The organism is Pseudarthrobacter sp. S3 (genome assembly GCF_050156905.1).
GTDB lineage: Bacteria > Actinomycetota > Actinomycetes > Actinomycetales > Micrococcaceae > Arthrobacter.
Window position 1 is genome coordinate 2774428 of sequence record NZ_CP189583.1, and the last position, 13839, is coordinate 2788266.

Genomic DNA, 13839 nt, shown 5'->3' on the forward strand with positions numbered 1-13839 from the left:
AGCTTACCCCTAAATGTGAATGATTCCTATTTAGGATAGCCGGGCCGGTCCCCTGCGGACCCGGGCGCGCTCAGTCACCGTTCGGCTCGCCCAGCCTCCTGATGCCGGTGGCCTGCGTGGCGTCCCGGATCTCTCCCACCAACTGCTCGATCACGTCTTCCAGGAAGAGGACGCCGTGGGTCTGCCCGTCAGCACCTATCACGCGGGCCAGGTGTGAGCCCGTGCGCTGCATGACGGACATGGCCGTTTCAACTTCGTCGTCCAGCGCGAGGTTCGCCAGGGAGCGGATCCTGCTCTCGGCGATGGGGTGCTGGTAATCCGACTCGGGAATGGACAGCACGTCCTTCACGTGGAGGTAGCCGGACAACATGCCGTCATCGTCGAGCATCGGGAACCGTGAGAACCCGGTCCGGCTGACGGCTTTTTCAAATTCCACCGGGGTGGTGGCCGCCTTCAGCATGACCAGATCGTTCAGCGGAACCATGATGTGCGACGCCGTGTATTCGGAGAATTCCAGGGCGCCGGTGATCAGGCCCGCATCATCGTCCACCAGCCCGTGACGGGTGGATTCCTGCACGATCGACTGGACTTCCTCGAGCGTGAAGGACGAGTTCACCTCATCCTTGGGCTCAATCCGCAGAAGCTTGAGGATGTGGTTGGCGGACCAGTTCAGCGCGACGATGGCCGGGTTGACCAGCTTCGCAACAAACATCAGCGGCGGGGCCAGCAGCAAGGCAGCCTTGTCCGCCACCGATACCGAGATGTTCTTAGGCACCATCTCGCCGAACGTCACGTGGAGAAAGGTCACCACCATCAAGGCGATGGCGAACGCTGCGACGTCGGCAACTTCCACCGGCAGCCCAACAGCTTCCAGCGGCGCCGCCATCAGGTGGTGGATGGCCGGTTCGGCGACCTGCAGGATCAACAGCGAGCACACGGTGATGCCCAATTGCGCGCAGGCCAGCATCAAGGAGACGTTTTCCATGGCGCGCAACGTGGTCTGCGCCCGCTTGGAACCGGCTTCGGCGAGAGGTTCGATCTGGCTGCGCCTGGCAGACATCACGGCGAACTCGGCGCCGACAAAAAACGCGTTCCCCAGCAGGAGGACAACCAGCCAGGCAATTCCGGCCCAGTCACTCATCGTTCCCTCCTGTCGGCCGGAGCAGGCTCCACTACGGGCGCGGCCGGATGGAAGGAGATCCGCTCGATCCTTCGGCCGTCCATCCTGGTCACTCTCAGCGTGCCGCCGCTGACCTCGACGGTGTCCCCCACTGCGGCGATCCGTCCCAGCTCACTCATGACGTACCCGCCCACCGTTTCGTAGGCGGCTTCGTCCGGAACGGTCAGCCCCGGAATCTGTTCGGAAAGCTCGTCAGGGCGCAGCAGCCCGGGGAAGTACCAGTCGCCGGAGGCGCTCTGGAGCAGTCCCGGGCGTACCTTGTCGTGCTCGTCGGACACTTCTCCGACGATTTCCTCCACCAGGTCCTCAAGGGTGGTGATGCCGGCGGTTCCGCCGTATTCATCCAGGACGATCGCGAGTTGGAGGTTTCCCTCCCGCAGCTCGGCCAGGAGCGCATCGAGGTGGATGGTCTCCGGCACGCGGAGGACATCGGTCATGATGGCTCCGGCCTCCAGGTTGGCCCGCCGGTCCCACGGCACCGCAACGGCCTTCTTGACGTGGACCAGGCCCTTGATGTCGTCGGAGGATTCCCCGATGACGGGGAAACGGGAGTACCCGGTGCGCCGGGCGGCGTCAAGGATGTCCGATACAGGCTGGTCGGCATCGATGGTCTCCATCCGGATCCGCGGCGTCATAACGTCGGCAGCCGTCCGGGCTGAGAAGTTAAGGGTCCGCGCCACAAAGTTGGCCGTCCCGGCGTCGAGCGTTCCCATGGCGGCGGAGCGCCGCACCAGGGAGGCGAGCTCGGCCGGCGTCCGGGCACCGGAAATCTCTTCCTTGGCCTCCAGGCCAAAGACATTCAGTACCTTGTTGGAAAAACCGTTGAGCACCACGATGGCGGGCTTGAAGATGGCCGTGAAGACCAACTGGGGCCGTGCCAATGCTTTGCCAACCTGGAACGACAGCGCAATCGCCATGTTCTTGGGCACCAGTTCGCCCAGCAGCATGGACAGCAGCGTGGCCAGCACCATGGCGATAACCAGGGAAACGGATGCCGCAGCCACTTCGGGAATTCCGACGGCGGCCAGCGGGCCCTCGAGGAGGCGGCCCACCGACGGTTCCATCACGTAGCCGGTCAGAAGCGTGGTGAGCGTAATGCCGAGCTGACAGCTGGAAAGCTGGGTTGAGAGGGATTTCAGGCACTTGAGCAGCGGGACGGCACCCGTGTCACCGTTATCGATGGCACGTTGGACCGTGGCCTGGTCAAGGGCAATCAGGGAAAATTCGACGGCGACGAAAAAGCCGGTGCCGGCAATCAGCAGGAGGCCTGCCGCGAGGAGGAACCACTCCATTCAGCATCCCGCCCGAAGGCCGGAGGCAATGGTGCGAGGCCGGGGGAAACGGCCCGGCGGAGGATGATCGGCCGAAGCCGATGCTGTTTCCATAGGGGCTCCGCCGGGGTGGGCTGACGGAGAGTGATGGGCGCGTGTTCGGGGTTTGCCGGCTCTGCGGGTGGACTGCGCGGTGCTGTATTTCATGCTCCGCTGACAGCCCCCAGGCCGGCACCTAGATTTACTGTCCATAAGAATTTCAGTCTACAGGAGCAGATTGCGCCTTTCGGCTGGGCGCTGGGAGGTCGCGTCGCGCCCGCACCGGGAAAGCTTCCGGACGCCACAATCCGTGATCTCCGCGTCATTGCCATGATTTGGGTCACCGATATTGGCAGTTAACACAGAATGCTCATTAGACTGGCATCGGTCCGGGTTCAGGACGCAGAGACTGGTTCGAATGTTGTGCTGCGGCACCGTGGCGGCCAGAGAGAAATCAAACTCATGGAAGAGGCGTATTTCAAGTGCCAGAGCAGCCTAGCCACCGTCTACCAGAGGAATTTGGCGGAAACGAGTGGCTCGTTGACGAACTGTACGAGCAGTATCAGAAAGACAAGAACACAGTGGATACCAAATGGTGGCCCCTTTTCGAGTCCTTCGATTCAGGCAGCGGTTCTTCTTCCAACGGAAGCACGGCGGTAGCCGTGGCCCACCCAGCAACCCGCGAAATGCCGGCTGTGCCGTCGGCACCTCCGGCTTCTGCAACTGCTGCACCGGCAACGTCGCCGGCCGCACAGCCGGCGGCGCCGGCCACCGCCCCCGCGGCGGCAAAGAAAGCTCCCGCTACGGTCGCCCGCGATGGCGCGAAGAAGACCGAGCCCGGAAGCGGGGCCCAGCCGATTCCGGCCCAGCTTCCCAAGAACGTCAAGGCACCCACGGCCCCGGAAGAAGACGTGGTCTCCGTTCTTCGCGGCCCGGCCAAGGCCATTGCCACCAACATGGTAACCAGCCTTGAAGTGCCCACGGCCACCAGCGTCCGGGCTATTCCGGCCAAGCTGCTGATCGATAACCGCGTGGTCATCAACTCCAACCTCGCCCGTGCACGCGGCGGCAAGGTTTCCTTCACGCACCTCATCGGCTACGCCGTGATCCGGGCACTGGCCCAGTTCCCTTCGATGAACGTCTACTACGACGAAATCGACGGCAAGCCCAGCGCTGTCCAGCCGGCCCACGTCAACTTCGGCATCGCCATTGACATGCCCAAGCCGGATGGCACCCGCCTGCTCATGGTGCCTAATATCAAGAAGGCGGAGACCCTCAACTTCTCCGAGTTCTGGCACACCTATGAAGACCTCATCAAGCGTGCCCGTGCAGGTAAGCTGACCGCTGATGACCACTCCGGCACCACCGTGTCCCTGACCAACCCCGGCGGCATCGGCACCGTTCACTCCGTGCCGCGTCTGTCCAAGGGACAGGCTGCCATCATCGGCGTCGGCGCCCTGGACTACCCAGCCGAATTCCAGGGTTCCAGCGAAAAGATCATTGCGCAGAACGCCATCAGCAAGGTCCTGACGCTGACGTCCACGTATGACCACCGCGTCATCCAGGGAGCCGGCAGCGGCGAGTTCCTGAAGCTTGTGCACCAACTGCTGCTCGGTGCCCAGAACTTCTACGACGACATCTTCGAATCCCTCCGGATCCCGTACGAGCCCGTGCGCTGGAGCCCGGACCTGCAGGTAGACCCGGCCGACGAGATCAACAAGGTTGCCCGGATCCAGCAGCTGATCCATTCCTACCGCGTGCGCGGCCACCTGATGGCAGACACCGATCCACTTGAGTACGTCCAGCGCAAGCACCCGGACCTTGACGTTCTCACCTATGGGCTGACCCTGTGGGATCTGGACCGCGAGTGGCCCACCGGCGGGTTCGGCGGCAAGCCGATGCTCAAGTTCCGCGACATCCTCGGTGTCCTCCGTGACGCCTACTGCCGCACCACCGGCATCGAGTACATGCACATCCAGGAGCCGGAAGAGCGCAAGTGGTTCCAGGACCAGCTGGAACACGCGTACTCGAAGCCGAGCCGCGAAGAGCAGCTGCGCATCGTGTCCCGGCTCAACGCCGCTGAAGCATTTGAAACCTTCCTGCAGACCAAGTTCGTCGGCCAGAAGCGCTTCTCCTTGGAAGGCGGCGAATCCCTGATTCCGCTGCTGGACGCCATCATTTCCGATGCCGCTGACGACGGACTGGACGAGGTTGCGATCGGCATGGCCCACCGCGGCCGCCTGAACGTCCTCACCAACATCGCCGGCAAGACCTACGCCCAGGTGTTCCGCGAATTCGAAGGCACGCAGGATCCCCGCTCCGTGCAGGGCTCCGGCGACGTGAAGTACCACCTCGGTACCGAAGGCACGTTCACCTCGGAAAACGGCAACGAGACCAAGGTCTACCTCGCCGCCAACCCGTCCCACCTCGAGGCGGTCGACTCCGTGCTCGAAGGCATCGTCCGCGCCAAGCAGGACCGCCTGGACCAGGGCGAGGCCTTCCCGGTGCTGCCCCTGATGGTCCACGGCGATGCTGCCTTCGCAGGCCAGGGCGTGGTTGCCGAGACGCTGAACCTGTCCCAGCTCCGCGGCTACCGGACCGGCGGCACCATCCACGTGGTGGTCAACAACCAGGTGGGCTTCACCACGGCGCCGTCGTCGTCACGCTCGTCCACGTACTCCACGGACGTCGCCAAAATGATCCAGGCGCCTGTGTTCCATGTGAACGGTGACGATCCCGAGGCAGTGGTGCGCATCGCGCAGCTCGCCTACGCGTTCCGCCAGCGGTTCCACAAGGACGTTGTGATCGACATGGTGTGCTACCGCCGCCGTGGCCACAACGAGGGTGACGACCCCTCGATGACCCAGCCCATGATGTACAACCTGATCGAAGCCAAGCGCTCCGTCCGCAAGCTGTACACCGAGGCACTCATCGGCCGTGGCGATATCACCGAGGAAGAAGCCGAGCAGCTGCTCCGCGACTACCAAGAACGTCTGGAACGGGTCTTCGCCGAAACACACGCGGCGCAGACCTCGCCCATCCCGATCATCACCGCCGACTCCGCCGCAGTCTCCGACATTGAGCGTCCCATCGCCCAGCAGGCTGACTTCGGCGCCAATGCCCCGGCCTCCACTGCCATTTCGCCGGAGACCCTGGCGCACATCGGCAAGGCTCACGTCCAGATCCCCGAGGGCTTCACCGTCCACGCCAAGCTCAAGCAGCTCCTTGAGAAGCGCGAGCAGATGTCCCGCGAAGGCGGCATCGACTGGGGCTTTGGCGAGATCGCGGCCTTCGGATCGCTGATCATGGAAGGCGTTCCCGTCCGGCTTGCCGGCCAGGACTCGCGCCGCGGCACGTTTGTGCAGCGCCACGCAGTGTTCCACGACCGCGCCAATGGCGGCGAGTGGCTGCCCCTGGGCCACCTCTCCGATGACCAGGCCAAGCTGTGGATCTACGACTCCCTGCTGTCCGAATACGCGGCCATGGGCTTCGAATACGGCTACTCGGTGGAACGCCCGGATGCCCTGGTGCTGTGGGAAGCGCAGTTCGGTGACTTCGTCAACGGCGCGCAGACCATCATCGATGAGTTCATCTCCTCGGCCGAGCAGAAGTGGGGTCAGCGCTCCTCCCTGGTCCTGATGCTGCCGCACGGCTACGAAGGCCAGGGCCCGGACCACTCCTCGGCACGCATCGAACGCTTCCTGCTGATGTGCGCCGAAGAGAACATGATCGTCGCCAATCCCACCACGGCGGCCTCGCACTTCCACCTACTGCGCCGCCAGGCGTACAGCAGGCCGCGCAAGCCGCTGATCATCTTCACGCCGAAGCAGCTGCTGCGGCTGAAGGCAGCCGCGTCGTCCGTCGAGGACTTCACCACGGGCGCCTTCCGCCCCGTCATCGGCGACCACGAGCAGTTGGCGGCAGACGCCGTCGAACGCGTATTGCTGGTCTCCGGCCGCCTGTACTACGATCTCCTGTCCACCCGGCAGAAGACCGATGACAAGACCACCGCGATTGTCCGCGTGGAGCAGCTTTACCCGCTGCCGCACGAAGAAATCGCAGCGGAACTGGCCAAGTACCCGAACGCCGAGGTTGTCTGGGCACAGGACGAGCCCGCAAACCAGGGGCCGTGGCCGTTCATGGGACTGAACCTCCCGGAGGCGCTGGACCGGCGCGTCCGCCTGGTGTCGCGTCCCGCGTCGGCCTCCACTGCGGCGGGCTCCATGAAGCGGCACGCTGCCGAGCAGGATACGCTCCTCAAGCAGGCATTTGCACGGAAGTAGTACCAGTGGCTGCCCGGCCGGACGTCGAAATACCAGACTCCGGCCGGGCAGTTCTGTTTAATGAAGATGGATCATAGCCACGCCGGTTGGCCACAACCGGCACGGACGTTAAGAGGGACTTGTGGAAGACAGGAAGCTGCGGATCGCAGCTGTTGGAGATGAACTGCTTGCCGGGCTGGGCGACCCCAGGGCCCTCGGCTGGCTGGGCCGCGTATTGGCCCGCACTCCGCAGGACGGAATGGTCATGGAAGCGTACGCCCTCCCCTGTCCCCAGGAAGGAACGGAAGGGCTGGCTGCCCGCTGGCAGGAAGAGGCCGGCCGGCGGTTCGGCGACCACCACGAAAACCGCCTGGTGATCGGCCTCTCGGGCCGGGACATCGAGTTCGGCCTTTCCACCGCCCGCAGCCGCCTGAACCTGGCCAATATCCTGGATACGGCCACGCAGAACCGGATCGAGGTCTTTGTCGTTGGCCCGCCGCCCACGCTGGACCCGGTACAGAACCGCCGGCTCGCCGATCTCAACACCGCTTTCGCTGACGTCACCACCAGGCGCAAGCACCTCTATGTGGACACGTTCTCCCCACTGCTGAACCACGAGCAGTGGCGCCAGGACCTTGCGGCCAACACTGGCACGCCGGGGCAGGCGGGCTATGGCCTGATGGCCTGGCTGGTCCTCCACCGCGGCTGGTTCCAATGGCTGGGCATGGACGCCCCCGAGTAGGTTTCCAGCCCCCTCAGTCGCGATATATCTTGGCCGGCTCCGCTGGCCCGTTGTATCTTGGGGTATCAGTCACGATATATCGCGGTTTTGGAGGATTCATGACAGAGGACAGCTGGACCGTCACAGGTCCGCAAACCATCGATGTTGGCCCCGTCAGGTCGCTGAAGCTGGGCATGGTCCGCGGCAGGTTCGACGTCCTAACCCACCCGCAGGCCGTTGTTCGCGTGGAGATCAACGAGGTCCAGGGCGATCCTGTGTCGGTGACGCTGACCGACGGCAGGCTTGAGGTCCGCCATCAGCTGCACGGCCCCCAGGGCTGGTTCAAGAACCTGATGGGCACGGTCAACCACAACAGCAACAACTCAGCGGTTATCAGCATTGCCCTGCCGGCCGGCGTGGAGGTGGAGGCCGGCACGGTCAGCGGCGATGGCCTCGTCTCAGGAACCAGCGGGCACACCCGGCTCAATACCGTCTCGGGTTCAGTGATGGCGGACGGCACCACCGGGGAACTTCATGTCAACACGGTAAGCGGCGAGGTCATCGCGAGAAACCACGACGGCGTCCTGACCGCCAAGAGCGTTTCTGGCGAGGTCACCGCCTCCGGCCGGTTCAGCAACATCCGGGCGCACACGGTCAGCGGCGACATGAGTTTTGACTTGCTCGGATTCACCCACGATTTCGGTGCCAATTCAGTCTCCGGTGACCTCACCATCAGGCTTCCCCACGACGTCGGGGTGGACATCGTGGCGAAGTCCGCCAGCGGCGTTGTGGTGATTGATGACCAGCAGTACTCCCAGCAAGGCGGCAAGGTGGAAACCATTGCCGGACCGGACGGCAAGCTGATGCTGGTCCGGACCAACTCAGTGTCCGGCAAGACGTCCATCTTCCATGGCCAGCCGGCCCGCAGCGACGACGCAAGAAGCCCGGAAGCGGGGCACTGATGCCCCCGGTGTTCGCCCATGGTGCACTCCGGCTGTACCTGCTCGCGCTGCTGGAGTCAGGCCCCAAACACGGCTATGAACTGATCAAAGCCCTCAGCGAACGGTTCGGCGGCACTTACTCCCCCAGCGCGGGGACCATCTATCCACGGCTGGGGAAACTCGAAGAAGAGGGACTCGTCGACACCGAGTCTGTCGGCCGCCGCACCAACTACCGCATCACTACGGCTGGACTTGCTGAACTCAACAAGCGCCGGGAGGAACTCGCCGGCGTCGAGAACGACATTTCCGCTTCCGTCCGCCGCCTGGCGGACAACCTGCGGGCGGATATCCGCGCCAACATGCGCGGGTTGCGGGCAGACCTGGCGGCCACGGCAGAGGCGGCCCGCTCCACGGCGCGGGCCGCCGACTTCAGGAAGGCCGGCCGCCAGTCGTCCGAAGGGTTCCGGGAGCTGAAGGAAGCGGAAATGCTGCTGCAGGCGTTCCGGGACGACCTGCGGGTGGAGCTGCGGCTGCAGGCCACCCGGCAACCGCTCAGCGCGCTCACGCTGGAAACCGTCAGGACCGTGCTGGACCAGGCGCGCATCTCCATCCGCAACTCACTGCCTGGCTGAGCCGACGGGCTGAGCAAGCCGCCGGACGGCGCCGCCGCTCAGTATTGGCCCCGGCCACACCCCGTTTCGGTTTCGCGGCGTGTCCCATGGTGTGGGAGACTTGAGGGCAGCTCTTTTGAGTACCAACATTTAAGGAGGCCAGCTATGAGCAAGCGTGCACGTAAACGTCGTGACCGTAAGCGTGGCGGCGCGAACCACGGGAAGCGCCCCAACGCCTAAGCTAAAGCTTGGAAAACGGTTTAAGCAAAGGACCCCGGAAGCCACTCGGCTTCCGGGGTCCTTCGTCTTCGCGCTGTTCTTTACGACGGCACTACTGCAGACGGCTGCCGCTTGTGTCAGGCGTCCACCGGGCGGATGGAGTGGATCCGGTCCAAAATGGCGTTCTTCAGGTTTTCCGGAGCGGCCTCGGTGCACGAGCGCTTCACCATGGTGCGTATCACGCACTCGAGGTCGTACTGCTCGGTGCACTCAGGGCACTCATCGAGGTGGGTCTTGATTTCCGTGATGTCCTCGCGGGTCAACGCCCCGTCGAGGTATTCGTAGATGCGTTGCATCCGGGCGTCATCGCAATCGCCCAATCCCTGGCAGTCGCTCATTTCCTGTTCTCCTGTTTTGTGGTCGCGGCCGTGTCCTGTGATTCGACGGCGCCTTTGAATCCTCGTTCGGCGGCATAATCCGCCAGCATGTCCCGCAACATTTTCCGGCCGCGGTGGAGCCGGGACATCACCGTCCCGATAGGCGTGTTCATAATGTCTGAAATTTCCTTGTACGCGAAGCCCTCCACGTCAGCGAAGTACACCGCCAGCCGGAACTCCTCGGGGATCGACTGGAGCGCCCGCTTGACGTCCGAGTCCGGCAGGTGGTCCAGCGCCTCAGCCTCGGCTGAACGCAGGCCGCGGGACGTGTGCGACTCAGCCCTGGCAAGCTGCCAGTCCTCGATGGTGTCCGAGTTCGACTGCAGCGGTTCGCGCTGCCGCTTGCGGTACAGGTTGATGTACGTGTTGGTCAGGATGCGGTACAGCCAGGCCTTGAGGTTGGTACCGGGCTTGTACTGGTGGAACGCTGAGAACGCCTTGGTGTAGGCCTCCTGGACGAGGTCTTCCGCGTCGGCAGGGTTCCTGGCCATGCGCATGGCGGCCGAGTACAGCTGATCCACGTACTGCATGGCATCACGCTCAAAACGGACCCGGCGTTCTTCCGCCGATTCGGTGGCCACGTCCACGGGTTGCTCAGCGGACACAGGCTCGGCACTCACAGGCTCAGCGGACACAGCCTCAACGGTCGCAGGGACTTCCGCTTCAGGCTGTGGGCCGCTCCCTGCTGGCGCATCGCTGCTGGCAGTGGCGTCGCTGCTTGATTTGGCTTCGCGTTCGGATGCCTCATACATGGCCTCGAGGGCCGGATCCAGGGTGCTCATTGCGTTCAAGTCTACTGTGACGGCCCTGGCACGTGGTGTTCCGTACTCCGGAAGATCGGATTCCAGAGCCTGCAGCGCCACGGGCCCGGTGGGCTCCGTCCCGTCCTTCAGTAACCTCAAGGGCAACTCCACTCTGTCTCAGGCCAGGGCGTTCCAGGCAAATATCTGCCCGGCAATCCGTGGTGTGTCAATTCGTCCGGTGTTCGGCGGACCCGCAATTCATAACCGCTGGCGGCAGGCAAATATTCCTCAAAAGTGCAAGACTAGAACGGACTCCGCCGCATTCGGTGCGGTTCGTCCAGCCAGGAGGAAATCCATGTCCTTTGTCCGTACTCTCGCCCGCCCCATGCTGGCTTCCAGTTTCGTCGTCGCCGGACTGGACAAGCTGAAAAACGCCGATGACACCGCCACCCAGCTCTCGCCGCTCCTGCAGAAGGCGGCCGCGTCGCTGCCGTTCCAGGCCGACGAGAAAATGCTGGCACGCGTGATCGGCGGAACGCAGGTGGGTGCCGGCGTACTGTTCGGCCTGGGCAAGTTCAGCCGCCTCTCGGCATCACTGCTGACCGTCATCTCCCTCCTTAATACCTTTGTGGAGTGGCGCAGCGCGGACATCAGCACCAAGGAAGGCCGCCAGGCCCGCCGGAACCAGCTGCTCAAGAACGTCTCCCTCAGCGGCGGCGCCCTGCTCGCCTCAGTGGACACCGCCGGCAAGCCCGGCCTGGCCTGGCGTGCCGAGCATCTCGCCGCAGACGCACGGAAGTCTGCTGCAGGTGCGCGGAAGACCACCGGCCAAAAGTTCCACAAGGCGGACAAGGCCGTGCGCCGCGCCGTGGATCACGCAACGGGGGCGTAAGGACGGATGACCGGTTCCACCCCGCCCGCAGCCACGGACCCCCGCATCAGCACCGACACCGTTCCGTTCTGGCCGGCTCCCTTCGCCAGCAGGCCCATCAACGCCACCGTCACGGTGCCTGGTTCCAAGTCCCTGACCAACAGGTTCCTGGTCCTGGCTGCGCTGGCTGACGGGCCGTCCCGTCTCCGCGCACCCCTGCATTCCCGGGACTCCGCCCTGATGATCGAGGCTTTGCGCCAGCTGGGGGCCACCATTACGGAGGTGCCCGGCGACGGAGCATTCGGGCCGGACCTTGAGGTCACGCCGCTGAGCCAGGGGGCGCCGTCGTCAAGCACGCACATTGACTGCGGCCTCGCCGGAACAGTGATGCGTTTTGTTCCGCCGCTCGCGGCGCTGCGCAACGGCGTGAGCGTGTTCGACGGCGACCCCCACGCCAGGAAGCGCCCCATGGGCACCATCATCGAGGCCCTGAGAGCCCTCGGAGTGGCGCTGACCGCGGACGACGGCGGGACCCCCTCGTCACTGCCGTTCACCGTTGAAGGTAGCGGGCAAGTCCAAGGCGGCCACCTGGTGATCGACGCCAGCGCGTCATCCCAGTTCGTCTCCGCCCTCCTGCTGGTCGGCGCCAGGTTCACTGACGGACTCCACCTGGAGCACGTGGGCAAGCCGGTGCCCAGCCTGGACCACATCAACATGACGGTTGCCGTACTTCGCGGCGTCGGCGTGACCGTGGACGATTCCGTGCCGAACCACTGGGTGGTGGCCCCGGGCCCCATCCGCGCTTTTGATCAGCGCATCGAGCAGGACCTCTCCAACGCCGGCCCGTTCCTGGCCGCAGCATTGGCCTCCGGCGGCACCGTCCGCATCCCGGACTGGCCCACCGGCACCACCCAGGTGGGCGATCTCTGGCGCAGCATCCTGGCGGATATGGGCGCGGACGTCATCCTGGCTGACGGCGTCCTGACCGTCACCGGCGGGCCAGAGATCAAGGGCGCGGATTTTCACGAAACCAGCGAGCTCGCCCCCACCGTGGCGGCCCTCTGCGCCCTGGCCACCGGACCTTCACAGCTGACCGGCATCGCGCACCTGCGCGGCCACGAGACGGACCGGCTGGCCGCGCTCGTCACCGAAATCAACCGCCTCGGCGGCGACGCGGAAGAGACCAGCGACGGCCTCGTGATCCGCCCGGCAAAGCTGCACGCCGGCGTCGTCCACAGTTATGCGGATCATAGGATGGCCACTGCCGGCGCCATCCTCGGCCTCGCAGTACCGGGCATCGAGGTCCAGGACATCGCCACCACGGCCAAGACCATGCCGGAATTCCCGCAGATGTGGGCGGACATGCTCACCCAGGGCGCGGCCGCCGGCGACGCCACGGAAGGTTCCGCTGGTGGCACGCAGCACTGATTCCTGGGACGAGTCCGACGTCCGGATCCGGCCCAGCAAAAAGGGCTCCCGGCCGCGCACGAAGGACCGCCCCAGCCACGACGACGCCGTCACGGGCCGCATCATCACCGTGGACCGCGGCCGGTACACCGCCGTCGTCGGTGAGGACTCGGGCGACGAACGGATCATCATCGCCGCGAGGGCCCGCGAACTGCGCCGCTCCCCCGTGGTGGCCGGCGACTTCGTCTCCCTTGTCGGCGATGTGTCCGGGGAGCCCGACACGCTGGCCCGGCTGGTCCGGATCCAGGAACGCCGGACCTTGCTGCGCCGCAGCGCCGATGACACTGATCCGATCGAGCGTGCGGTGGTGGCCAACGCCGATCAGCTGGTGGTGGTGGTGGCCGCCGCAAACCCGGAGCCACGCACCGGCTTCATTGACCGTGCCCTGGTGGCCGCGTACGACGCCGGCATCGAGCCGCTGCTGCTCGTCACCAAGGCGGATGTCAGGGATCCCGCGGAACTGTTGTCCAACTACGAACACCTGGACTTCCCGGTGATCATCAGCCGTACGTCGGACTCCGAGGCCTCAGGTATTGATGCCCGCTCCGATGACGGCCTCTCTGCCCGCCTGGACGGAGACGCGGTTTCGCAGCTCCGCGCGTACCTCGAGGGCAAGGTCTCGGTGATGCTGGGCCATTCCGGCGTGGGCAAGTCCACCATGGTCAATGCGCTCACCGGGGCCGAACGGGCCACCGGTGGTGTGAACGCGGTGACCGGCCGCGGCCGCCACACGTCGTCGTCGGCCCTTGCCCTGAAGCTGACGGGAGCTCCCGCCGGAAGCTGGATCATCGATACCCCTGGCATCCGTTCGTTCGGTCTGGCCCATGTGGACCCTGACCGGATCCTGCGGTCCTTCCCGGACCTGGAACCGGGCACGGATGCCTGCGAGCGTGGTTGCAAGCACAACACCTCGGCTGTCAACTGCGGTGTGGATTCCTGGGTGGCGGCCGGTCAAGCGGGCCCCACCGGCCCGGCCCGGCTAGCATCCCTGCGGCGGCTGCTCGGCACTGATCCGCGCCTGGTTGGCCAGGAAACCAAGGAACTGGGCAGCATAGGCTAGCGGCCAAAAGCCGACGT

12 protein-coding genes are annotated in these 13839 nt (G+C 64.9%); 8 read left to right on the forward strand and 4 right to left on the reverse strand.

Going from position 1 to position 13839, the window contains the following annotated elements; genetic code table 11:
• Positions 1-70: 70 nt before the first annotated feature.
• Positions 71-1141 carry a hemolysin family protein gene (locus ACQCSV_RS13300; RefSeq protein ID WP_354153592.1) on the reverse strand — a complete coding sequence of 357 codons (1071 nt, stop codon included), beginning with the start codon at positions 1139-1141 and terminating at the stop codon, positions 71-73.
• Positions 1138-2472 (reverse strand): hemolysin family protein, encoded by a 1335-nt coding sequence (locus ACQCSV_RS13305; protein WP_354153591.1) that lies wholly within the window; start codon positions 2470-2472, stop codon positions 1138-1140. Before ACQCSV_RS13305 ends, ACQCSV_RS13300 begins: the two co-directional genes overlap by 4 nt.
• Before the next feature lie 500 nt (positions 2473-2972).
• On the opposite strand from ACQCSV_RS13305, the gene ACQCSV_RS13310 reads away from it, so the two are divergent.
• The 5 genes from ACQCSV_RS13310 (at position 2973) to ACQCSV_RS13330 (ending at position 9265) form a co-directional block, all read left to right on the forward strand.
• Positions 2973-6773 carry a multifunctional oxoglutarate decarboxylase/oxoglutarate dehydrogenase thiamine pyrophosphate-binding subunit/dihydrolipoyllysine-residue succinyltransferase subunit gene (locus ACQCSV_RS13310; RefSeq protein WP_354153590.1) on the forward strand — a complete coding sequence of 1267 codons (3801 nt, stop codon included), beginning with the start codon at positions 2973-2975 and terminating at the stop codon, positions 6771-6773.
• Between the two features lie 121 nt (positions 6774-6894).
• Positions 6895-7494 (forward strand): GDSL-type esterase/lipase family protein, encoded by a 600-nt coding sequence (locus ACQCSV_RS13315; protein WP_354153589.1) that lies wholly within the window; start codon positions 6895-6897, stop codon positions 7492-7494.
• A 98-nt stretch (positions 7495-7592) separates the two neighbouring features.
• Complete coding sequence (locus tag ACQCSV_RS13320) at positions 7593-8435, forward strand: DUF4097 family beta strand repeat-containing protein (protein ID WP_426938556.1); 843 nt, start codon at positions 7593-7595, stop codon at positions 8433-8435.
• Positions 8435-9046: a PadR family transcriptional regulator gene (locus ACQCSV_RS13325; protein WP_354153587.1), complete on the forward strand. Its 612-nt coding sequence runs from the start codon at positions 8435-8437 to the stop codon at positions 9044-9046. The genes ACQCSV_RS13320 and ACQCSV_RS13325 overlap by 1 nt, the downstream gene beginning before the upstream one ends.
• 144 nt (positions 9047-9190) lie before the next feature.
• The gene (locus ACQCSV_RS13330) at positions 9191-9265 is read left to right on the forward strand and encodes a 50S ribosomal protein bL37 (protein ID WP_104061284.1); all 75 of its coding nucleotides are present in this window, start codon (positions 9191-9193) and stop codon (positions 9263-9265) included.
• A gap of 116 nt (positions 9266-9381) precedes the next feature.
• On the opposite strand, the gene rsrA is transcribed toward ACQCSV_RS13330, so the two are convergent.
• Complete coding sequence (gene rsrA / locus ACQCSV_RS13335) at positions 9382-9642, reverse strand: mycothiol system anti-sigma-R factor (RefSeq protein WP_185260958.1); 261 nt, start codon at positions 9640-9642, stop codon at positions 9382-9384.
• On the reverse strand, positions 9639-10463 hold the full coding sequence (locus ACQCSV_RS13340) for a sigma-70 family RNA polymerase sigma factor (RefSeq protein WP_354153586.1): 825 nt from the start codon (positions 10461-10463) through the stop codon (positions 9639-9641). The genes rsrA and ACQCSV_RS13340 overlap by 4 nt, the downstream gene beginning before the upstream one ends.
• A gap of 316 nt (positions 10464-10779) precedes the next feature.
• Here ACQCSV_RS13340 and ACQCSV_RS13345 point away from each other — a divergent pair, with 316 nt between their 5' ends.
• Genes ACQCSV_RS13345 through rsgA form a run of 3 tightly spaced genes read left to right on the forward strand, consistent with a single transcriptional unit; the run spans position 10780 to position 13822 of the window.
• Entirely contained in the window at positions 10780-11316 is a 537-nt protein-coding gene (locus ACQCSV_RS13345) for a DoxX family protein (protein ID WP_354153585.1), read from the forward strand.
• Positions 11317-11322: 6 nt separating this feature from the next.
• On the forward strand, positions 11323-12723 hold the full coding sequence (gene aroA / locus ACQCSV_RS13350; protein WP_426938557.1) for a 3-phosphoshikimate 1-carboxyvinyltransferase: 1401 nt from the start codon (positions 11323-11325) through the stop codon (positions 12721-12723).
• Positions 12707-13822, forward strand: coding sequence for a ribosome small subunit-dependent GTPase A (rsgA, locus tag ACQCSV_RS13355; protein WP_426938558.1), 1116 nt, complete (start codon positions 12707-12709; stop codon positions 13820-13822). The genes aroA and rsgA overlap by 17 nt, the downstream gene beginning before the upstream one ends.
• The last annotated feature ends 17 nt before the right edge of the window (positions 13823-13839 follow it).